Raw genomic sequence first — 23,335 nt, 5'->3', positions numbered from 1 at the left:
ATAATCTAGCCTAAATGGTGGGGCAGTCATGCCTCACCATTTCAGGTCTTGTTTGGTTACATTGCCAATGAGCACCCAATCCTCATACTTTCAAATTAGTCTCATTTAACATCACAAATTTTATGCGCACTAATAAAAATATACTGCCTTCCATGTGAAATTTAATTAACTTATACATGTTCTCAGTCTAAATTTAGAAAATGTATTGTTCTCATTAAGTATTTCATCTAATAATTTTTGAGTCATCTTTAGATTAACCGGATACGAATTACCGTTAAGCATAAAAGTAATCTTAACGTTTTTTCCTATTATTAATGAGTTAAGATCTAAACCAATAAAATTCTTTTGTAAGATGCTTTTATTGGTTGCTAATTTAAATAACTCTGTAATCGGAAATTCATAAGATTCTCCTGCAATTAACCCTCTTTCAAATAGTGTTGAAAAAATATCATTATAACCATACCCTTTATGCAACTGACTGTTTAAATTATATAATTTTGTTAAAGAGTGAGTTTTCCTCTGGAAAAAATTTTTTCGTACAGTAATCAAAATCTCATGGGCAATTAATCGCTCTGTGGTGGAAGTTGCCGTAATAATCAAGTTATTCGGATGTACACTAAAAAATAAATTACATCTTTTCGCTAAGTTTTTAGCTAACTCATAAGTTTTTCTGGCGTGATATGCGCTTATTACAGCTACAAATACACTAACAACATTAATCGCATCAAATATTTCTTTATATGACACTTCAACTTCCTTTTTCTTAATTTGTCTATTAATCCTTGTATACGTCAACTGCATTTATACAATTAGACATATTTATTGCAGCACCCATCAAATTATAATTATTAGAGTTATTACAGTAAGGACATGAAGCTCTATATCTAACACCAACCTGACAGATCTCATTTATCATTCCAGTGTATTTTTCCTTACAACTTTCACAATAAAACTCTAAAACTGAACGTTCCATACTAAACACCTTAAATTATTTCGATATAATTAGTATATCTCTGAGCTATTTATTATCAAGAGATAATTTCATTAAGTGTATGATATATAATGGTTTATACTGAAAAAATCGCACCATAATACAATGCAAAATATCACTTATAAAGTTGAAATTATTAAAAAATAGCCTGAATAACAATATCGTTAATTTAGTGCTATTTTTGATTAAATTTTTTTCAAAAAAAACGTCCAGAGACAACAAAGGTCGCCATTAGCGACCTTATGCCTTAGATTTAAAATAAATCTAAATTTAGGCAAAACCCCTCGAAATAGATTTATTTTAAATCTGCCATTTTTCATCAATCCATCTCGCCATAAATCGCTTATCAGTCTGACATGACCCAAATACCCGTCAAATCACCCCTAGAAACGATTTTAAGACCATAAATACCGATCATTCAGCTCGTAGTATGACTTTGCGCTAAAAACGGCTGTATTTAACATATGGCATCTATCGCGCACTACGAGATCCGAGTTCACCTCAAACATTACATAAACCGCTTATTTTTCGACTTGTTGTCATTAACATACGATAAAAAAGTGACGTTGTTATTTTGTTAAACATGTTGCCTTATTCACAAACCATTACTTCAAGACAATAAACGTCCCAATAGGTATTCCCTTAAAAATACGTATGCTTTTAATCGTAATCCTTCAACAGTTCAACGGGCTAAAAAGATAGGTTTATTTTATGTACATATAAAATGAACTGTTTGAATGAATCATTTCACCCCTGAAACGATTCAAGATTGAGTAACCCAATATCGACCCCTTGATACGATTTGAGAATGAACTTGATTAGCAATCATTGGATGGCGGCAGTTAGCTTGATAATGACGTACACAAAAAAATGTGCCTTTTGGTACGAATTGGTAAATGATTTACCAATTCGTACCAAAACAAATAACCATTACCTAAAATACATATAAAAACGCCTGGTACTTATTGCTTGAATCCAGTTTTACGAGGCATTTTTATTATTAGTTGTGGTGATTAAGGCGCTTTACCTTGGTGGCTACAATAGAAGTAGATATAACAGATGTTATGTAAAATTGGTGGCTAAATTCATTGAAATCGCATGAAACTGACGAGGTTGGAGTGAGGTAACGTATTGTAATTGCACATTTGGATATTCAACCACAACACGTTAATTCCAGCTTAATCGAAATGTTAATTAAAACCAACTACCAGTGCATTATCATTAACGGTATCAATTAATCTAATTACATTCGTTACTTGAGAATCATCAAATATACCAAATAAGCCTTGATCATGAATATTGGTAAAGGGTGGTTCAAACAGCATTTTCTTTTCTATCATCCCATTCTTTGTGAGATAACGAATAATAGTATCAATGAAGGTCATTTGGTCAGCACGAAGGGTTCCCGATTGAATGAATTGAGCAAACACATCTTGTGCAGCACCCAAATCTAAACCAACAATACTACGTATAAACTCACCTAATGGCTTTTCTCCATAAGTATCAATGTAGTTCTGTTTAGTACCTATCGTCTTACCATCAAACAATATCTGCTCTAATTCATTAATTTCAGTTTCAGTAATCGGTCTATTTGTTTTTAGCTTTCTAATAACTAGATGATCATTATTTTTACGTACATAAGACTCAACTCGGTCTTTATAGCTTTGTAATGCAGTATAAGCTGGTATTAAGTCATGCTCGGTTATTGCACCGTGATCTAAAGTATCTTTAAAGGTGGTCACAACTTGTACCTGACTTTCTTTGTCTAAATATTTCAATAAATCACGCAATGATATTCTGACGTTATCTAAGTGGTTTACATTAATCACTTTCCAAAAATCAATCGTTTGAATTTTATTCAGCAGATCAACTTGCAACCCAATGGCTGGGATATGTTGTTTCTTCAATAAGTCGCGAGAAATCCCACTGATTTTATTCACATAACGATCTGTACTATGGGCGGCTGTTAATAACGCTAATTGGAAATTCAGAATTAAAATATCAAAACGTTTTGCAAACTCATCATCCTTTTTCTGCGGTAAAATCAGCTCAGAAATAGTCGTATTAATGCTTAACATGTCATTCTTACTAAGAGTTTCCCATCGCTTCTTATTACTAAACTCAGTCACCGAACATAATTGTGCTTTAACCACAAATCGGTCTGTATCTAATGAGGCAATAGCAACATTTAACTCGTCAATATAAGACTCTGCTAACACTCTTTCTTTATGATTACTGGTCGCTTCTTCCCTTATAATCAACGCTATTTCTAACTTAGCCTCAAATATCTGTTGGGTAAGACCTCTGACTATATTACCTGTTGTACCATTTGGATTAACATCAAAAAATTCAAAGTTTTGACAATAGTCGAATATAAAAAATTCCGTCTTATCCTTCGTTGAACCATCTTCATTTAAACCGAACAACCCTTCACATAAACGGGTGCCGCGGCCAATCATCTGCCAGAACTTCGTTGCAGACTTCACTTGTTTAAAGAAAACTAAATTAACGACTCTAGGCGCATCAACACCAGTGTCCATCATATCGACTGATACCGCTATTTGAGGATCGTTCTCTGCATATTCATCGACAAACACATCAAGTAAATCCTGGGCTTTAGTTTCGTAATTGTCGATAACACGCAAGAACTTACCTGCATATTCAGGGTAATTCTTGTTAAAACGCTCTTCTATAAAAATGGCATGAGCATGGTTTTTGGCAAAGATAATGGTTTTACCTAATTTATCACCACCTTCTACTTTTATGCCATTTGTCATCAAATGATGAAGCACTTGATCCACCGTATGCGTATTGAATAACCAACTATTAATGGCAGCACTGGATATTTCATCAGGAACTTCATTTTCAGTAGGATCACCAAACTTTTCTTCATATTGCTCTTGTTCTTCTTTGCTAAGATCTTTGTATTTAATCCCTTCTCGAACAAACTTAAGCGGTACAGACATCGCTCTAGGTGGCACAAGAAAACCTTGAGCTACTGCTTTGTCGAGCTCATAAGCAAAAGTGGGGTTGTTATCTTCAATGCCGAATAAACCATACGTATCATGGCCTACTTCATTTTTAGGCGTAGCTGTTAAACCAAGAAGCATTGCATCAAAATAACTAAAAATAGCTTTATATTTCTGGTAAACACTACGATGAGCTTCATCAATAATAATAAGATCAAAGTGACCTACACCATAAAAACGTTCTTCTACTTCGCGTCGTCCATCAATACGATTCATGATGGTTGGATAAGTAGAAAATACCAATCGAGTATCGTTATCTTCTTTTTCTTTTGTTAAATCAATAGCTGATAAATGTGGAAGATATTCATTAAATTTATTCTTAGCTTGAGTAACTAAAGCGTTACGATCAGCTAGAAACAAAATGCGTTTAGCCCAATTACACTTAGTCATCATATCCGTAATGGCAGCAGATACCCTTGTTTTACCACTCCCCGTTGCCATCACCAATAAACTTTGTCTTGAACCACTACGTAATGTTTCTACCACATTACCATTTACATCTGTTTTCCTTACTGCTTTAACACTATTTTCAGCCACACGAGCAATGGCCTCTAACTGATAGGGACGACCTGCAATCTCTTGATTTACTTTAAATTTACATAAATCTTGTCGCCCACTCAAAGGATCTCTACGCTCTATCATCAACGCTAATTCATTTTTGGTGAAAAAGCCTTGTACTTCTCGCTCGGGGCTAAACTGATCGTCCCATAGGTAGGTTTCAAAGCCATTACTATAAAATATAATAGGTCGCTGACCTTTCATTGCTTCTAAACAATCAGCGTATAACTCAGCTTGATGCTTGCCTTTCTTTGGACTAGACATGGTACGTTTTGCTTCAACAACCGCTAACGGTAATCCATTATCACCCCATAGCACGTAATCAATGTTACCTAAGCCACTTGGATTAGTATTTTTAGGCATACCTTTCACTTCAAACTCTAAATCATAGCCATCTTGAAGATTAGTCCAACCAGCTTCTTTCAATGACACGTCGATATACCGCAATCGAGTTTCAGCTTCACTGATCTCTAGTGGTATCGCTGTATCAATGTTAACGGTTTTTTCTCGTTCAACTTTACGACTAGACAGTTCAGCTTGTTGTTGCTCAAGTTGCCGCTTTAATAACGTATTTTCTTGAGCTTGATCCTGAATTTTCTTTTCGGCTTTACGATTTGCTTCGTTCTTAACATCAATGTCGTTTAATAATTGAGTTAACTGAGCTTGCTCTTGATCTTTAGTAAACTTTTGCGCTGTGTCAGGGTGAGGAATTAATGTTTCATCAAATACTTGAGTTTTAGGTATTGTTTTACCGTAATAGATAGCAAGAAAACGTAAAAAACGAAATAGATACTTGAGTGAAGCAAGTGCATCTTTTGCACTTACTTTCTGACCATTTTTGTTTGCGTGTGCCGCCAAATTACCTATTTTACGAATTAAATTTAACTCACCAAACATCTTGTCATTAAACAGGGCTTTAAACTCATCATCGTGCATTAATGTACTTAAATCAGTACGCCAAGGACGATCTAATTTTCGTTCATGTTCATACAACCAGTTGACGGCATTTTCTAAGACGCTTCGAGACAATACGGCAGAAGCTTTTGACGAGATAAAAACCAATTGCTCTGCTTCAATCACATCGGTATACAGCTCAGGGAAATCAGCGTTTATAAACGTAAAATTACTCATGTGTTGGAGCTTCCTTCGTATTGTTCGTCATATTAACGGTTCGTCAACTCGCCTTTGAATGCTTTTTGTAAAAGACTATTAAATAAATCTTCTGATTTTAGCAGTGCTTGCTGGGCTAAAGTTTTTTGGTTTTCAATTTCTTTAATTGTTTTCTCAAATTGGTTTTGAAGCTCTATCGGCGGTATTAGCACCTTAATATTTTGTAATTCTTGAGCATTAATATTTGCCATTCCAACAATACTTTTGCACATATGAGCCAATACTTTTTTACAATAATTAGAATTCATAAACCGCCATAAATAATATGGATTCGCTTTTTCATTTGCTCTAACTCGTATTAAATAACCAGCAATTGCCATACTTATATCTTTATCAAATAATCCCGTTTTACCTACTAACTCTTTGCTATTTGTTCGATTAAATAGTATGTCGCCTTTTTTGACTAAATACTTATCTTGATCCTTTTCTGACAAATCTATGAATTTTAATGATTCAAAGTTCATATAGCCTTGGTAAGTAATATTATTCATACGCAAATAAGTATACTCACCTTCCATTTGAGCTTTTGCGCTAGTACCATAATTAACGGTATTAACTAGATCTCTAATTGTCCCTATTTCAAAATCATAAATATTATTATTAGGCACACCGAACATATCCAAAAACAATGACTGACTGAGTCGGTCGTAATGTTCTACAAGTTGCTTGTCTTTTTGTCTTAAGCTATCTGCCGCATCTAAAATCTCAGCTATCTTTTTTTGCTCTTCTAATACTAAATTGGGGATTTTTAACTTTTTAATTAAGCCAGCAGATATATTAGGCTGCGCACCACCTACTCCTAGTCTTACTAAAGAAGGTTTTATATAACAAAAATAATAATATAAATATTTTTCATTATAATTTTCATTCGGAAGAATTGCAGCACAAGCTTGGTTTGTTGCAGCTTCAAAAGATAATATGGAACAAGCACCAATAGTCGCCCCGTACATTGCTAACAAGACCGTTGAAGGTGGGAATAATTTAGCCGATGAATTATCCAACCCTAATTGGGTGATAAATTCTGTTGGTTGATTTGCATATACACCTTTCAAATCACCTGTTTTAACCCAAGGAATATCACCATTAAAATATTCGCTTTTTTTTCTACTTGGTGTTCCCCCCGAAGATACTTTAAAAATATCACCTAAAGAAATAGACTTATGGCAACTTTCGTTCATCGAATTCAACTTAATAACTCCTTTAAAAGAGCTAATGCTTTATTTCTTTCTACATCTAACGTCTCAATATCTGCAATAATCTGGCTAGGAGCATCATATTTAACTTCTTCGTACACAATCTCTTTGTAACTGTTAATGCTCAAATCCCAATCATTATTTTTGATGTCATCAAATGGCACTAAGAAACTCTTATCTGTACGGGTTCTATCCGTTTCAGCATCTAGTGATTGGTAGCGAGAAATAATATCTTGAATATCACTGTCTTTAATTTCACTGCGCTTATCATCCAAACTATAGCCATCAGCTTGCATGTCATAAAACCATACATTATCAGTACCGCCACTGTTCGTTTTAGTAAAAATAAGGATGGCAGTACTTACTCCAGCATAAGGCTTAAATACACCACTTGGCATAGAGATAACGGCATCAAGTTTATGTCCTTCAACAATTGTTTGTCTTAGTTGCTTGTGCGCATTCGATGAGCCAAATAACACACCATCAGGAACAATCACAGCACAACGACCACCGATCTTCATCATACGAAGCATTAGTGATAAAAAGAGTAATTCTGTTTTTTTAGTCTTAACCGTTTTAAGTAATGAGCTTTCAACACCATCGTAATCTAATGAGCCTTTAAATGGCGGATTAGCAAGGATAAGATCAAACTGGTCACGTATTTCTTTATTTGACTCACTCAGCGCATCACGACCAATAAGTTGAGGATTATCGATACCATGCAATTGTAAGTTCATTGCACCAATACGTAACATGGTGCTGTCAAACTCGATACCAGTAAACATAGTGCTATTGTAGTGTTCACGAAACGCTTGCTCATGAAACCAATCTTCATGATTTTCATGTACATATTCACCAGCCGCAACTAAGAAACCCGCAGTACCACAAGATGGGTCACAAATGGTATCGCCCTTTTTAGGCTGCATAATGTCAACCATCATTTTAATGATATGGCGAGGCGTTCTAAATTGACCGTTAGTACCTGCTGTCGCTATTTTCGATAATAGGTATTCGTATAAATCACCTTTGGTATCTCGGTCATCCATTTTAATTTTATCTATCATTTGGATAACTTGGTCGAGTAACTTTGGTGTTTGGATCATGAAAGTTGCACCTTTCATGTATTGTGAAAATACACCCGCAGAATTACCTAACTGTTTCATGTGTTCAAATACAGTTAAATTGTCACTATCAGCTTGTGGCATGGTGAATAGGTTATAAATAACTTCTGGATCTTTATCTTTAAAATTGTTCCAACGAAACTTTTTATGCTCTTCTTTATATAATGGGTTAGCCACTGAGGTTCCCATCATATTGGCTTTCTTTTCTTCTAATAATTGGCTTTCATCGATACGACGTAAGAAAAGTAAAAAGGTAAATTGCTCAATAACCGTAAGAGGATTACTGATACCACCCGTCCAAAACGAGTTCCATATTTTATCAACTTGACTCTTAAGTTCGCCTGTCATCATAATTTTTCTAATTTATACCGTTGGATGCTTCAAATATTTTAAAATAGAGCTAATCACGTTAACCCTGCATTAAGGGGATTATCGCATATTTGAATCTTTTTCCATTAAATTAAAAGATTAAACAATGACGAATTTAGGGTATACCCCAACGAAACCAGTTCACTAGACCTCTCAACCCGCATTACCGCCTTTAAGAAACTACCTATAACAAACCATTCAAAGAAACCAACTCATACGAAACCACTTTGATAAACAATCCTCTAACGATCGATAAAATCAAAATGGTATAATATGCGCTCTATTAATTTTGGTTAAGAAGGCTATCTCTTTGTCTAAAACTCAATACTATCAACAACTATCATCAGTCATAGATAATGCACTGCTTCATTTATATTGCCAGATAGCAATCACAGAACGATTTGTACCTATCGCACAACGGAACACGATCCTCAGTCACTTTTTAAAACCTAAGATTAAAAATACACACTATAAAATAATCAAAGGTGATATAAAAAGAATGGTCTTGATTGGTCAACGACCAGGAGGCAATATTGAGGCTAAATTAAATGAACTTAGAAAAATGGCAATGGAGTCCAAAGATAAAATGAATGGAGCACAACACCTTTATGATTTATTAAGTCATTTATTTAATGATCATGGCTTTGATTCACGATTATTTGATAATGGTGAAATAACCGAAAAAGAAGTCATCTATATCATCAAAGATCATATAGAGAATTGTTTTGAACTTGACGGCCAACAAATTGCTCCTATCTCGCTGTGTATTCAATTTGAAAAAAACACGCCTGACATGTTATTAGCGTTGATTAATCACACGTCGTTATTCATTGCAGAAGTAAAAGAATACAACGCTGATAATCAACAAACACACATTTTATTACATCCAACAGACAAAAATAACACGCATAGGCTGTAACCGTGCATTACAGCCTTGAAATGAGGTTACTCATGACATTTAGTGTTTTTTAGACAGCAAGAACAGCAACCTGCGGTTGCGACTAACTCGCTGTAAGCCTTCATGTTTAATAACCTCACTTTAGTCACGTTAATTCCTTGTTTATCTTATTCATAAAATACGGTATTTTTTATACTTATTTCCTTCTAAAAAGTCATATTGAAATGAGTAATAAACCTCGAAAAAAGAAAAAAACCACCATCCCGCATTCTGGTCCTACTGACTACTTTCCCTTTGATAACTATAAGCAATTCGAAAAATCGATGGATGACATCATTCTTTTGCTCAATACACTTCCCGTTAATCGTATTCATGATGACGAGTTAGATATTATAGAGAATTATGTTATTCAGCATTTTGGTATGACAAAATATACAGAAGGAAAAATAAGAGAAATTCTTGTTACGTTAGAAGCAGTTGCTATAGCGGAATTAGATAATAATAAATAACTTTAATCATGTATAACCCTAATAGTATCAATACCTTATTTACATTAGATAAATGCTTTCATCGAGCATTAAAAAATGGTCATGTTTTCCGCTATGCTGAAATTGAAGCGGTAACAAAAGTTTTATCATGTAAAACGCATAAATTAGGAGCTAGAAAATATTCATGCTCAAACAAAAATTGCTCTCATAAAAAGCACGTCTTTAATACCTGCAAAAGCAAACTATGCACATCGTGCGGGCAGAAAGCCACTGAGCGGTGGATTGCCACTCAAAATGAGATATTACCTGATTGTAAATATCGTCATATTACTTTCACGATGCCAGAGCAGTTTTGGGATATCTTCAAATATAACAGAGCGTTATTAAATCATCTGTTTTCACTTGCTGCTGGTACGCTACTTAATATTGCAACAAAAAAGTCTTTAATTATTGGTATTTTTGCCGCCTTGCACACCTATGGTCGCCAATTAAATTTCAATTGTCATATCCATTTATCCTTGGCTGAATACGCGCTTAATAAGCAGGGAGACTTAAAGATATTTTCATTTAAATTCAGTGGATTAATGAAACAATGGCGATATAGTGTTATTCATTTATTAAGAACATTTTATCCCGTTATTATCTTACCGCCAGAACTCGCCAAAGAAGGCTATAGTCCTCAATCATGGAATAGTTTTCTTAATAAACACTACAATACCCATTGGAATGTTGATATAGCGAAAACGACAAACCATATTATCTCGACCATAACAGTAAAAAGTATAAAGATTTAACGTTAGATCAAACAGAGATGATGTTGAGAGTACTGAGTCATGTGCCAGAAAAGCACTTTAAAATGATCCGTTATTTTGGTTTTTTATCGAATCGTTTACGAGGAAGTTTACTACCATTAATCTATGAAAAATTAGAACAAAACATTAGTCCAATCAAAACCTTTGGTTTTGCTACAATGATGAAAGCGTTCTTAAAAGTAGATCCCTTTAAGTGTATTTTGTGTGGTGCTCGAATGGTCTATACCGGCTTTATAGTTGGATTGAAGATAGGTCAGCTTGTTTCTGCTATAGAAAATATCGTGCTACAAAGGCCGATTTAAACCTATCGCAGGATAGATCTATTTAAAATCGATACTTATGGTCAAAACACCCCTAATTACCTCCGTATTTTCCCATTTGTAGAATCATTCATAATAAAAAAGGTAAGAATGACATTTTACATTGACTTAATCTTGATGGATAGAAATCTTTCAGATTCCTATCCATTGAAATCAATTTTAAGCTGTCAAAATCGACCGCTGAGAGCTTTATCACTAAAAAGCCATACAACGGCAAGCCTTGACTCGTCTTGAGTGTATAGAGAGCAGTACAGTAAAGAAAAAGAAAAATTAAAAAAATCATTGTTGATCGCGGAGCGAAAACTTAACGCGTCAACTATTCGTAACTGTCGATTGTGGTCAATGTGTTGATAACGCGCTCTATCGTTATCAAAACTTGTCCACATGAGACTGATCGAAAACTTATCCACAACACGAGCTGAATAAAGAAATAATAATAAAGATATAAGAATATAATAAAAGAACAATAAAAGATCTATAAAGGGGTGCTTTAATTTATTGATAAACAATGTTTTTTAGAAATGTATGTACACTCATCGTCACCTTTCTGTACACTCATCGTCACCTACATGTACACTCATCGTCACCTACATGTACACTCATCGTCACCTACATGTACACTCATCGTCACCTACATGTACACTCATCGTCACTTTTTCAGTAAGTTATCCTCATTGAATTTTTTAAATTGTTTACAATGTTTAGATTCTGGACATTGTTATTTGTTTTGATTAATTAAGCACTAAATCTATCATGTTTTGATGTACACTTTTGTTTATGAAAATGTTTACATGTGATGATGATAAGTGTACACTTAAATTAGAATAAATAAGGAGATCTATTTTAGTGAAAAAAGGTAATGTAGTTAAACCGCATGTGGTTATAACGGCTCGTATGGATCTATCAGCGAGGGAGCAAGATTTATTAACATTGTTGATGTTATCAATTAAAAAAAAATATGATGAATTAGTTTTTAACACTAAGGATGGAGATTATGACCTTACAAAAATACCTCAAAAATACACATATACTAAATCTGAATTAGCTGAAATATTTGATGTTACACCGAACTCATTAGCAAAAAAAGAAAAAGACCAAGATGGTCAAAGTAATTATTTGTTTGAGAATGCATGTAAAGCTCTATGGAATAAAGGAATTGAGATAAAAGGAAAGAATGGGAGTTTTATGCTGATTCGTTTATTGTCTTACGCAGAATACGACGGTCGAACATTAACATTAGAAACACCATCAATTATTGTGTCAGAAATGCTAGATTATAGTCGGCATGGTATGGGTATTATAGATTATAAATTATTATTTAAACTCAAAGGACAATATGAGAAAAGAATTTTAGAGTTAATCAGTAGGTTTAAAAACAAAAGAGATTTTGAGTGTACGATCGGTGAGTTTTGCTTAATGGTAGGTACGAATCTTGAAAATTATGTATCGTGGAGAGCGTTTTCTAATACAGTTTTAATAAAATCTTTATCTAATATTGAAAAATCATCTGGCGGAATGTGGAAGATAAAATCTGGAAAAGGTTTTGAAATAAAAAAAACATCAAATAAAAAGAGTTATGGCGCTAATGATATTATCATTTTGAAGATGAAATATAATGATTTAGGGAATAAAGCTGATGAATTTAAAAAAGAATATCAATCAGTTTTAAAGGGAAAAATGGATTCTTCTCATAAGTTAAATAATATTTTATCGGACATAGATAAATATAATTTAGATGGATACAAAGCAACGTCAGAATTTATAAAAATGTGGGCTGCTTGTATGGCCGCTGTAAATAATAGTAATTAATTATTAGCGAGAGAGATTATTGTTTGCAGCAAAAATCTCTCTCTAAACATCTAAAAAACATAGGAGTGCATTAAATGTCTACTACAGAGCCTAACAATATTTTTAATCTAAGTCTAATTAACTATAAAACGCTGTTCCCAGAACTAACGACTAAGCAGTATAGAGTCGTGATGGCTCATTCTTTAGGTATATCTATGAAAGTGTTATGTATTCATGATGAATCATCATTAGCTTCATGTAATAACCTTCTAAACAGAGCATGCCATAAATTAAGTGTATCTTTAGTAGAGTTAAGAGGCTTAGTTATGCTACGGCTTTTTGTGCATGTTAACTTCCTGTAATAGTTTTAATAAGCATTACAAAGTGACTTGAAACAAAGAAGGCTGCTTTTAAATGTACGGTATCCGCATGGATGCCGTTTTTTTTTGTCTTTTTTGTGCAAAAAATAACCTGTTTGTATTGTTTTTCTATTGTATGTGTCTGAATTTCTTTTAAGGTACTGTTTTTAAAAAGTTATTTTTGCTTATTTTGTGTGCTAGGTGGTAAATGAAAAGATATGTATTATTCTCAATAAAGAATAATTAGGTAACTATTTTGAAAAAGAAAAAATTATTTAACCTATCTTCTCATGGAGAAAATAAGCTGAAAAAGGCTGCTTTTGATATGGGATATTTAGAATATGGAAACGGAGGTCTGACACGGTTTGTTGATGACTTTATGAATTATTGTGTTGAAGTTGATCTTGAAGTTTTAAGTAAATTTAAATCACAAAGATAATTAAATTTTTAAAGATCATTTATTGGTCTCGCTCTTTAACAATCTATGCCATAAATGGTTATCTCGACTATTCGTAACCCTTTTAAATTACTCTTGTGATAAGACCAGTTTAAAAGCAACACGATACTACGCCTTGTGATAAGGCCGATTCATTAGTCATACGAGATCAGCAATGAAGCCAACTGTCGCATGACAAAAAAGTTCATTAATCATATCTAGGGATAAAGATCGTAGGTTCTAATATCGTAGGTCGCATCTTGGCAGATTTAATTTGTTAACTGAGCAAATTATTAATATGTGTATTCAGTTAATTCTTTTAGACAGGTAATTTTATGAATAACTTTCAACAAAAACGCATTAATAGTGCAGTACGTAGTGCTGAGAACAAGCAACACGCTGTGTGTAATTTAATTAGTAATATTTTAACCAATACTTTTTTACAAACTGAATCAATAACAACGCTACAAACAAATATTAAATACTCCTGTAAAGACGGTGTTTTTACAAAAGTAAGAGTAAATAGACGTAATCACCTATATTTCGGTTATGACCGTTAATGATTATACCTATCGCTATTAAATAATAATGCCGATAAATATGATTATTATCGAATTCACACTAGCTTGCTAAATAGCATCATTTGATGCCGCACGTATTACACATCTTTATTCGTGCGTTTTTTATTTCGTTTTTTTATGCCTGAAATAAGGTCAACTTCACAATTTAAGAGATAACAAGATGAATTTTCGCAATAATATGAAAGAAACACTACAGAAAAACATATCTATTAAGGCTTCACTGTTAGCTTTAATGTTAGGGTCAAAATCCGCAATGGCAGGCGGTCTTCAAACGGTACAATCAAATATACAAACAGTTACTGATGCTTTTGTTGCTGCTGCTCCTGTCACGATCACGCTCGCGATCATATTAGTTGGCTACCTTATTTTATTTACTGAAGTACAGCCTAAATATATTTTAAGGGTTGCCGTTGGCGGATTCCTAATCGGTGGTGCACCATTGATTGCTGAAATGTTCCGCTAATGGATGTGGTATATAAAGCATTAACACGTCCAGCGATGTTTCTGGGCGTTCCTCTTATTCCATTACTCTTAGTTTCAGCCCCTATTGTTATTATTAGTTTTTGGTTTAATCGCTTTGGATTGGGTTTATGGGCGTTATTGGCCTTATTTCCAGCTTATATTGTCATGGCGATGATCTCTCATAATGATGATCACTATTTAAGTTTATATATCTTACGGCTTAAATACCGTCCTAAAAATAACGTTAATGGGGTCGTTGTTTATTATCCTCATTCTTTTTCTGTGAAATCATAGGAGTTTATTGTGGCGCAAACTAAGCATGTAGAAGCAATGAAAAAAGCAAATACGTCTGCGCCATTTATTCCCTTCTCGACACATATCAGTGATGAATTACTCATGAGTCGAGACGGGCATTATTTGGCCGTATTTGAATTACAAGGATCAGCCTTTGAAACAAAAGGCATTGATGATTTACAACAAGAACAGCAATCATTAAATACGTTATTAAAAGGATTTTCAGAGCAAGGATTATCGTTTTGGATACATTTAGTCCGTAAAAAAGAATCGATGATAATGGATCACAATTATTCTCAATCTATCTGCCAACAGATAGATAGAGATTACACAACATTATTTGATTCTGATGTACTGATTAATAAGTATTACTTAACTGTGGTGTGGAAACCGCCGATTGGCAATCTTGGACAAACAGGGATAGCAAAGTGGTTAGGGCTTGGCTCTGTGATGAATAAAGCTGAGATAGAACAAGCTAAAACACGCGTGATTAAAAACATTGAGGTAATGACGACATTCATGACGCAATTGCAACACCGCTTATCCCTTTATTCACCACGATTATTACGCTGTTATCCATCATCACACAGTACACATCGATTATCTGAGCCATTGCAGCTTTATCATTATTTAATGACAGGGGTGTGGAAAACGATCCCTGTTTTTAATGATGTGATTAGCAATGGTCTTTCCGCTAGTTTGATTGATATTGAAATAGCAATTGGACGAGAAACTATTGAATTACGGGGCCATGAAAAATCACGATATTTACAGGGGATAGAAATTAATGATTACCCTAATTTTAGCAATGCAGGCATGTTTAATGGCTTATTGTATGCGCCTTATGAATTGATTGTGACGCAATCACTGCGTTTAATGCCTAAAAAATTAGGGATTGGATTATTAAAAAAACATAGACGCCATTTAAGCAATGTTAAAGATGACGGTGCAACACAGGTTGCAGGTATCTTTAATGCGATTGAAGAAGTGGTGAATGGTGATTATGCCGTTGCTGAGTACCATTTTAGTTGTTTTGTTTTTGGGGACTCGATGGTTGAGGCTAAACAACATCGAATACACGCTCAAGGGGTTCTTGAAGAACAAGATCTTACAGTAACAACTATTTCTATTGCGCTTGATGCTGCATTTTATGCACAACTCCCGTCTAATTTTGTTTATCGTCCTCGTGTTGTTGTTATTACTACTCGTAACTTTTCAGCATTTTGTTCTATGAATAATTTTGTTATTGGAAAAGCAAAGAATAATGATTGGGGATCGGCTGTTATTCCTTTTACTACATTAGGGGGCTGTCCTTTTTATTTTAGTTTTCATGCGTCTAGATTACAGGATGATGCACGAGATAAACGGAATTTAGGCAATACAACCATCATCGGTAAATCAGGAACAGGTAAATCGGTTTTAATGTCATTATTAATGGCACAAGCTCAAAAATTTGGCGCGAATGAGCCGTTGAACATGGTTGTGTTTGATAAAGATCGCGGACTTGAAGCGATGGTTCGCGCTTTAGGGGGCAGTTATTCTCAAGTCAAAAATGGGGTATCTACAGGGTTTAATCCATTTGCAATGGAGCCGACACCAAGCAATCTTGTTTTTTTAAAATCGTTATCTCGTTTTATATTGCGCCCAAAAACAGATCTCGATATAGAAAAAATAGATAAAGCGGTTGAGGACGTCATGGCAATGCCTGTTTCTATTCGACGTATTTCAAAATTGAACGATTTCTTAACGGCTGGACATAGCCAAGAGGAAAAAACAGACTCATTGCGTCGTCGTTTAGCGCGATGGTGTCAAGGGGGCGAGTTTGGTTGGGTCTTTGATAACCATAATGATATTGTGAACTTTGGTGAACGTTGGATTGTTGGGATTGATGGTACTGAATTGCTAGAAATGGACGATGACATTAAAACACCCATTAGTTTGTATTTATTGCATCGGATGGATGACATTATTGATGGCCGTCGATTCATTTACTGGATGGACGAGGCATGGAAATGGGTTAATGATGCGGCCTTTAGTGAATTTGTCGGTAATAAACAAGTCACTATCCGTAAACAAAATGGCTTAGGGGTGTTTTCTACCCAAATGCCTGAGCAATTAATCCGATCTAAAGTCGGCATGGAATTAACGCATTCTTGTGCAACTGAAGTGTATTTACCTAATAAGAAAGGTACACGAAAAGAATATATTGATCATTTTAAACTCACTGAGAAAGAGTTTTCACTGCTGAAAGATATGGATGAAAAATCTCGCCTCTGCTTGATTAAACAAGGTGAAACCTCGGTGATTTGTCAGTTGAACTTACCGCCAGCAATGGCGAAATGGTTTCCTATTCTGTCTATCTCTACTGATCAATTACCGTTACTGGATAAGGCACTTGAACTTCATGGGGATCATCCCGAGGTGTGGATACCTGCTTATTTAGCATTAATTAATGAAGGTCATCATTATGAATAAACTCTTTTTTTTACTGTTGGCATTCAGCCTTGTGGGATGTTCGTCAGCCCCCACGTTACCAAGCTATCATCATGCATCTATTGAGGCAGTCAATCATGGTCAAATCAACCCGCAATAAAGAGGCTGAACAAGCCATTGAATTTGAAGTCATTAAAGAGGTTATGTATGTTAAATCTGAGCGTAAAGCATGGCGTATTACCGCAGGATTGTTTGTTTTACTCTTATTATCTATTTTAGCGAATGTCTTCCTTATTCCGTTAAAATCTGTTCAACCCTATGTGGTGCAAGTAGATAAGCAAACAGGATATTCACAATTATTAACGGTCTTAAAATCAAAGGATGTGACAGATAATCAAGTGTTGAATAATTACTGGTTAGTGAATTATCTACGTTGGCATGAAAATTACAATTGGCAAACGATTCAACACGATTACAACATGACAATATTGTTTTCATCGTTAGCTGTCGCTGATCCCTATATTGCATTGTTTAATGGTAAAGATGCGCCTGATAAAAAATGGGGTGAAAGTACCGTTGTTACAGTTAAAGTATTATCAGAGCCTATTATTAGTGACGGTAATGAAGGTACGTCTATTGCAACGGTTCGATTTGCGAAAACAATAAAAAGTACCTATAGCTCTATTGAAGGTACGACAACAAATTTTGTCGCGACTATTGCGTTTAAATATTTACCTATCAGCACCATGACAGCAGCTCAACGCCTAAAAAACCCATTAGGGTTCACTGTTATGAGTTATCAAATTAATCCTGAATTATAGGTGGTTCTCATGAAACCCAATAAAATACTCATTTTATTGTTCTCTGCGTGTATTTCTGCTCCTACATTTGCGTTATCTATACCTGATCATTCTTCTGTTTCACATCATATGCAGACCGTTAATTATAATGCGAATAATGTTGTTCAAGTCACGGCCTATCGTGGCAGAGTGACTGAAATTACATTTTCTGCGGATGAAAAAGTTGAACAGGTGGTTACAGGATTTAGTGAGGGCTGGGAAATTATTCCACATGGTAATCGTGTTTATCTGAAAGCTCGGTCTATTGAAGGAGAAACAATAACGACTTCGACAGATACGAACGGGCAGGTTCAAACACAAAAAAACAGTGTTACGGTACAACCCACCCCAAATCGGTGGCACACCAATTTATTAGTGAATACAAATTTACACAGTTATGCGTTTAATTTGAAATTAGGATGGGGAAAATCAGGATTTCGACAAAGTACCTATCAATTAGTGTTTCAATATCCGCAGCAAATAGCAGCATTACAATTAGCGCAAAGAAAGGCACAGCAAGAAAAAGAAAAACAAGCATTAGCATTAAAAACTATCGCTAATACTCATCTTTCGAGTATGAATCCCAACTATACGATGCAGATTGGCGAAAATTCGCGTGATATTGCTCCTATACAAGCCTATGACAATGGACGGTTTACATATTTTACGTTTGCGCCTAATAGTCCTATTCCTGCCATTTTTACAGAAACCGGAACAGGTCAGGAAGAATTGGTTAACCAAGTCGTTAATCCTCAACACCCCTCAACGGTTATTGTTCACCGTGTCGCTAAACAATGGGTTCTACGGTTAGGTCAAGAAGTCGTGGGTATTCACAATAAAGCTTATGGTGTACTGACAGTTAATCAACATTCAGGAACAAGTTTACCGAATACAGTAAGGGTGATGAAGTGAGTGATGACAGTAATAAAAACGACGAATTAAATGATGATATTCATGTTGGGGGATTAAATGAAAGTGGGGGGGATTGGGTACAAGATAATAAACCATTATTAAAGAAAGTATTTCTTGTCGTTGTGGCCATTATCTTTATCAGTTGGGGGTGGCATTATTTTCATCAAGATAAAAAAGAAGTGAAGGCGGATAAACAACAAATCACAACTAATACTTACCAACATCAAGGAAAAATCTTTTCATTTAATAAACCGCCCCCTCCTGAAACTAAAGTGACTCCAATTTCTCCACCTCCTCCGAAAGAAACCAAAGAAGCACCACCGCCTCCTCCTGTAAGTCATGTTAATCAAACGGTGCAACCAACAAAAACAAGGGTTTCAGCACCAATGATTAATACCTCGGCAAGCTCTATGGTGCCTAATGGGGTATCAAATAGTGATACGTCAACATCAAGTAGCACTGGACTATCTGCACATGAACAGGCTCAAATTGTGACGTTACAAGCACAGCAATCACAATTACGTTCAGAAAGGACAGAGCCACCTAAAACAGAGTTAGGTAGCCTGTTACAAGGGACTGAAACCGCTAAAGTGAGTGCAAAACGTTTGACTGATCTTGATTATCTATTAACGAAAGGCACATTCATCAATGCAGTATTGGATAGTAAAATTGATAGTACGGTTGCTGGATTAACCAAAGGAACGGTGACACACAATATTTATAGTGTGAACGGTGCAACGTTATTGATCCCGAAAGGTTCGATTGTGACAGGGGAATATCAATCAGGGGTTATGCAAGGTCAAGCGCGTTTATTTGTGGTGTGGCAACGATTATTAACACCGTCAGGTATTTCTATTGATCTCTCGTCACCATCAACAGGATCATTAGGTGGGTCAGGGATTGAAGGGGCGGTCATTACGCATTTCTGGAAACGTTTTGGGGGCGCTATCATGTTGTCCTTCATGAATGATTTCGGTAATTATTTATCCAATATGGGGAATTCAAGTACCTATTCATCAACACAAGAAGCAGCGCAACAAATGGCAACCGAATCACTCAAAAATACGATTAATATTCCGCCCACAATCATTGTTAACCAAGGTGCAAGGATTGGAATTTTTGTCGCAAGGGATATTAACTTTTCTAATGTCTATCAACTGATTCAAATGAAGTAACGACTATTGGCCTCGTGTTTTTCGAGGCCAATATAATTAATAGGATAGGTATGAAAAAAGATGACAGTTCATTACGGTATTATTTACAGCCACTGACTCGGTACTTAACGTTAGAGGGCGTGACTGAAATTGTTATTAATCGTGAGTGTGAGGTTTTTACTGAAGTTAACGGGCAATGGCAATGCGATAAAAACGATGAACTAACCTTTTCCTTTTTATCATCATTATGTCGAGCCATTGCCGCTTACAGTGATAATGATTTTGGTGATCATGCGCCTATTTTATCCGCTCAATTACCCGATGGTGAGCGTATTCAATGTGTGTGTGCGCCTGTTGTAAAAGCAGGCCAATTGAGCCTCACGATCCGAAAACCATCAACTTATGTGTTATCGCTGGCTGATTTTGAGCAACAAGGTTTCTTTGATTATGTACCTTACGATGCGGATTTTTTCAGGCGCGCTATTTTAGAGAAAAAAACGATAGTCATTGCAGGGGGAACAGGGAGCGGAAAAACAACATTTGATCGAGCATTAATGGAAATTATCCCATTAGATGAACGTTTAATTACTATTGAGGATGTATCAGAGTTAATTTCATCTCATGCTAACCAAATCAATCTTTTTTATCCCAGTGAAGCTAAAGCAGGGGATTTAATTACCGCAGCGTCATTATTGAAAAGCTGCCTACGAATGAAACCTGATCGTATTTTGTTGGCTGAATTACGTGGGGCTGAAGCATTTGATTTTATTAATGTTGCATCGTCAGGGCATCGAGGATCACTTACAACGTGTCATGCAGATAACTGCGCAATGACCTTTGAACGACTCGCTATGATGATAATGCAAAATCCTGCGGCACAAACATTACATTATGATGTAATTCAACGGTTATTGCATGATGTGATTGATATTGTTGTGCATGTTGATAATGAAAAAATAGGTAAAAATGGACGGCCAGCAAAAGGCCGACATATCACAGAGATATGGGTGAGAGAGAATGAAAAATAAAGGGTTAATAGGAGGTGTTACTGTTTTAATTTGTTTATTTATTGGGAGTTACTTATCTGGCATTATTTATTATCTTTCCTTCTCTACATCCTCAAAATCCGTCACTGTCTTTACATTCTTTGAACAGTTTTACTATTACCATGACATTGTATTTTATCGTAAGCATTTAATACTTTCTGGCCTTGTTGGTTTTGGGGTGAGTATTAGTCTGCCGTTAATTGCTCTGTATTTTCACTTAAAACCACCCACTGAAAAGTTACACGGTGACGCACGATGGGCGACGGATGCCGAGATAAGGAGTAAAGGCTGGTTTACAACGGCACCAAAAGGGATCGTGCTGGGTAAGTTAGGTAAGAAGTTCTTAATTTATGCAGGTGATTGTTTTATCTTGTTAATGTCACCCACTCGGGGCGGGAAAGGCATCAGCCTTATTATCACTAATTTACTGTCGTGGCGTGATTCAGTGGTTGTGACGGATTTTAAGCGCGAGAATTATTACATTACGTCAAAATGGCGACAGACTATTTTACGTCAAGCTGTTTATATGTTTGATCCCTTCGCTGAGGATGGACGTACACACCGTTATAATCCGTTATCGTATGTGAGCCGAGGCAGTTTGGCGGTGGCTGATATTAACAATATCTCTGCGGCGTTCTACCCAAACAAAAGCGGCAACGAGGGATTTTGGAATGGTCAAGCGCGAAAGCTCTTTTTAGGGTTAGCGTTAATGATCTTAGAACGTGGTGATTTACCCTTTACCATTGGTGAAGTTTTACGACAATCAACAGGTAAAGGTAAGCCTCTCAAAGAGTATTTACAGGAGCAAGTTGATACTAAAAAATCCTCGGGTATCCCTTTTTCTGATGCGTGTTTAACGCAATTATATTCTGTGATAGGCATGTCTGATAATACGTTATCGAATGCCATTAATACCTTTGATGCGCCTCTCGGTAATTGGTCAAATCCTATCTTTGATGCTGCCACTTCTGAAACCGATTTTGATTTTAGGGAGCTAAGAAAAAAAAGAATCGCTATTTATATCGGTATTACCCCCGATTACTTACCCGTTGCTCAAGTCATTCTTAATCTCTTTTTCAGTCAGTTAATTAACCTCAATGTAAAGGTCTTACCTGAACATGACCGCAGCTTGAAATACACCTGTTTATTGTTAATGGATGAATTCCCTTTGATGGGGAAAATTCCCGAACTGGCTAAAGGGGTGGGCTTTGTGGCGGGTTATGGCTTGAAAATTATGACTATCGCACAAAGTCGTTGGCAAATTTTAGGCGCAGATTGTTACGGTAAAGAAGGGGGAACGAACTATTTGTCTAATCACCATGTTCAAGTGATGCATACGGTTGCTAAAGATGATGATGAAACCGCTAAAAAAATATCGGCGCAGTTAGGGAATAAAACCGTCACCGTTCGTTCTCGACAACGTGCAGCAGGATTTTGGGGGAAATCATCGCCAACGGATACGTTTAGTGATGTGGCTCGACCGTTAATGCTTCCTCAAGAACTCACGACAATGGATTTTTGGACAGAGATTATTGATGTTGGTGGTGAACGACCGATTAAGTGCGAAAAGATCGGTTACTTCAAAGAGCCTGTTTTTCTTGATCGTTTAAAGCAAGTTTCACCCATGTTACGTAATTTCAAAAAACAGATACCCAATAAAGAACAATTTCAGTTAATCATCGCCTCTGGCGAAATGATGATGCCTCTTCCCTTACCTGTTACTGACAAATTAATCGCTATCCCTTTGCCAACAGAAGCACAAGTTGCTGCATTTGAACATGGGGCGGTGATTGGTGTTGATGATGCCCCTTATCCTGATAGTGATACGGCTCAATCTGAACTAAATAACGCAACAGCTACCGCTTTTGTAGCACAGGCAGAATCATTGAATACGTTGGGTGATATGCCTGATTTTTAATGACCGTCTCTTTTGCCATCAATATTATTCACCGGTTGCGCGTGTAATCTCTTCAAAAGCAGCCAAAAGGTTAAAAACAGACAGTGACCAGCATTAAATCTGACAGCAAAAAAACAGACCAATCCACCTTATTAGGTGGATTTTTACTTTATATCCACATAAGA

General features: G+C 35.6%; 18 protein-coding genes and 1 pseudogene. 14 read left to right on the top strand and 5 right to left on the bottom strand.

Annotated elements, in window-relative coordinates:
* Positions 1-165: 165 nt before the first annotated feature.
* From CIK00_RS19490 to CIK00_RS19475, 5 genes are all read right to left on the bottom strand, one after another.
* Positions 166-747: a hypothetical protein gene (locus CIK00_RS19490; protein ID WP_144043189.1), complete on the bottom strand. Its 582-nt coding sequence runs from the start codon at positions 745-747 to the stop codon at positions 166-168.
* Positions 748-775: 28 nt separating this feature from the next.
* A complete protein-coding gene (locus tag CIK00_RS21200) occupies positions 776-973 on the bottom strand; it encodes a hypothetical protein (protein WP_144043188.1) in 198 nt (65 codons plus the stop codon).
* 1,208 nt (positions 974-2,181) lie between these two features.
* Complete coding sequence (locus CIK00_RS19485; protein ID WP_101770227.1) at positions 2,182-5,709, bottom strand: DEAD/DEAH box helicase family protein; 3,528 nt, start codon at positions 5,707-5,709, stop codon at positions 2,182-2,184.
* A gap of 32 nt (positions 5,710-5,741) precedes the next feature.
* Complete coding sequence (locus CIK00_RS19480; protein ID WP_101770226.1) at positions 5,742-6,926, bottom strand: restriction endonuclease subunit S; 1,185 nt, start codon at positions 6,924-6,926, stop codon at positions 5,742-5,744.
* Between the two features lie 5 nt (positions 6,927-6,931).
* A complete protein-coding gene (locus CIK00_RS19475; protein ID WP_101770225.1) occupies positions 6,932-8,413 on the bottom strand; it encodes a type I restriction-modification system subunit M in 1,482 nt (493 codons plus the stop codon).
* A gap of 328 nt (positions 8,414-8,741) precedes the next feature.
* Here CIK00_RS19475 and CIK00_RS19470 point away from each other — a divergent pair, with 328 nt between their 5' ends.
* From CIK00_RS19470 to CIK00_RS19405, 14 genes and pseudogenes are all read left to right on the top strand, one after another.
* Complete coding sequence (locus CIK00_RS19470) at positions 8,742-9,350, top strand: DUF2913 family protein (protein ID WP_082960782.1); 609 nt, start codon at positions 8,742-8,744, stop codon at positions 9,348-9,350.
* A 203-nt stretch (positions 9,351-9,553) separates the two neighbouring features.
* Positions 9,554-9,838: a hypothetical protein gene (locus CIK00_RS19465; RefSeq protein ID WP_065208434.1), complete on the top strand. Its 285-nt coding sequence runs from the start codon at positions 9,554-9,556 to the stop codon at positions 9,836-9,838.
* An 8-nt stretch (positions 9,839-9,846) separates the two neighbouring features.
* A pseudogene (locus CIK00_RS19460) lies at positions 9,847-10,931 on the top strand (IS91 family transposase).
* Between the two features lie 864 nt (positions 10,932-11,795).
* Entirely contained in the window at positions 11,796-12,758 is a 963-nt protein-coding gene (locus CIK00_RS19455; RefSeq protein WP_101770224.1) for a replication initiation protein, read from the top strand.
* Between the two features lie 594 nt (positions 12,759-13,352).
* Positions 13,353-13,535 (top strand): hypothetical protein, encoded by a 183-nt coding sequence (locus CIK00_RS19450; RefSeq protein WP_065208439.1) that lies wholly within the window; start codon positions 13,353-13,355, stop codon positions 13,533-13,535.
* 332 nt (positions 13,536-13,867) lie between these two features.
* A complete protein-coding gene (locus CIK00_RS19445) occupies positions 13,868-14,092 on the top strand; it encodes a hypothetical protein (RefSeq protein ID WP_065208440.1) in 225 nt (74 codons plus the stop codon).
* A gap of 181 nt (positions 14,093-14,273) precedes the next feature.
* Positions 14,274-14,576, top strand: a complete 303-nt coding sequence (locus tag CIK00_RS19440; RefSeq protein ID WP_065208441.1) for a TrbC/VirB2 family protein — start codon at positions 14,274-14,276, stop codon at positions 14,574-14,576.
* Complete coding sequence (locus CIK00_RS19435) at positions 14,576-14,869, top strand: VirB3 family type IV secretion system protein (protein WP_065208442.1); 294 nt, start codon at positions 14,576-14,578, stop codon at positions 14,867-14,869. Before CIK00_RS19440 ends, CIK00_RS19435 begins: the two co-directional genes overlap by 1 nt.
* Positions 14,870-14,878: 9 nt before the next feature.
* Complete coding sequence (locus CIK00_RS19430; RefSeq protein ID WP_082960784.1) at positions 14,879-17,344, top strand: VirB4 family type IV secretion/conjugal transfer ATPase; 2,466 nt, start codon at positions 14,879-14,881, stop codon at positions 17,342-17,344.
* A 95-nt stretch (positions 17,345-17,439) separates the two neighbouring features.
* A complete protein-coding gene (locus tag CIK00_RS19425; RefSeq protein ID WP_065208444.1) occupies positions 17,440-18,123 on the top strand; it encodes a VirB8 family type IV secretion system protein in 684 nt (227 codons plus the stop codon).
* Positions 18,124-18,132: 9 nt separating this feature from the next.
* Positions 18,133-19,053, top strand: coding sequence for a P-type conjugative transfer protein VirB9 (virB9, locus tag CIK00_RS19420; RefSeq protein ID WP_065208445.1), 921 nt, complete (start codon positions 18,133-18,135; stop codon positions 19,051-19,053).
* Positions 19,050-20,228, top strand: coding sequence for a type IV secretion system protein VirB10 (gene virB10, locus CIK00_RS19415; RefSeq protein WP_065208446.1), 1,179 nt, complete (start codon positions 19,050-19,052; stop codon positions 20,226-20,228). The genes virB9 and virB10 overlap by 4 nt, the downstream gene beginning before the upstream one ends.
* Positions 20,229-20,278: 50 nt before the next feature.
* Positions 20,279-21,235 (top strand): P-type DNA transfer ATPase VirB11, encoded by a 957-nt coding sequence (virB11, locus tag CIK00_RS19410; protein ID WP_065208447.1) that lies wholly within the window; start codon positions 20,279-20,281, stop codon positions 21,233-21,235.
* Positions 21,225-23,171, top strand: coding sequence for a type IV secretory system conjugative DNA transfer family protein (locus CIK00_RS19405; RefSeq protein ID WP_065208448.1), 1,947 nt, complete (start codon positions 21,225-21,227; stop codon positions 23,169-23,171). The genes virB11 and CIK00_RS19405 overlap by 11 nt, the downstream gene beginning before the upstream one ends.
* The last annotated feature ends 164 nt before the right edge of the window (positions 23,172-23,335 follow it).

Origin of the sequence: Photobacterium carnosum (genome assembly GCF_002849605.1) — a bacterium.
GTDB lineage: Bacteria > Pseudomonadota > Gammaproteobacteria > Enterobacterales > Vibrionaceae > Photobacterium > Photobacterium carnosum.
This window is presented reverse-complemented; position numbering and strand designations above follow the sequence as displayed.

What these genes read in the sequence shown, in the direction of transcription:
- CIK00_RS19435 (WP_065208442.1), top strand. Translation starts at nt 14,576, where the DNA reads ATGGATGTGGTATATAAAGCATTAACACGTCCAGCGATGTTTCTGGGC.
- CIK00_RS19440 (WP_065208441.1), top strand. Translation starts at nt 14,274, where the DNA reads ATGAATTTTCGCAATAATATGAAAGAAACACTACAGAAAAACATATCT.
- CIK00_RS19405 (WP_065208448.1), top strand. Translation starts at nt 21,225, where the DNA reads ATGAAAAATAAAGGGTTAATAGGAGGTGTTACTGTTTTAATTTGTTTA.
- CIK00_RS19475 (WP_101770225.1), bottom strand. Translation starts at nt 8,413, where the DNA reads ATGATGACAGGCGAACTTAAGAGTCAAGTTGATAAAATATGGAACTCG.
- CIK00_RS19480 (WP_101770226.1), bottom strand. Translation starts at nt 6,926, where the DNA reads ATGAACGAAAGTTGCCATAAGTCTATTTCTTTAGGTGATATTTTTAAA.
- CIK00_RS19445 (WP_065208440.1), top strand. Translation starts at nt 13,868, where the DNA reads ATGAATAACTTTCAACAAAAACGCATTAATAGTGCAGTACGTAGTGCT.
- CIK00_RS19425 (WP_065208444.1), top strand. Translation starts at nt 17,440, where the DNA reads ATGGTCAAATCAACCCGCAATAAAGAGGCTGAACAAGCCATTGAATTT.
- CIK00_RS19485 (WP_101770227.1), bottom strand. Translation starts at nt 5,709, where the DNA reads ATGAGTAATTTTACGTTTATAAACGCTGATTTCCCTGAGCTGTATACC.
- virB11 (WP_065208447.1), top strand. Translation starts at nt 20,279, where the DNA reads ATGAAAAAAGATGACAGTTCATTACGGTATTATTTACAGCCACTGACT.
- CIK00_RS19465 (WP_065208434.1), top strand. Translation starts at nt 9,554, where the DNA reads ATGAGTAATAAACCTCGAAAAAAGAAAAAAACCACCATCCCGCATTCT.
- CIK00_RS21200 (WP_144043188.1), bottom strand. Translation starts at nt 973, where the DNA reads ATGGAACGTTCAGTTTTAGAGTTTTATTGTGAAAGTTGTAAGGAAAAA.
- virB9 (WP_065208445.1), top strand. Translation starts at nt 18,133, where the DNA reads ATGAAACCCAATAAAATACTCATTTTATTGTTCTCTGCGTGTATTTCT.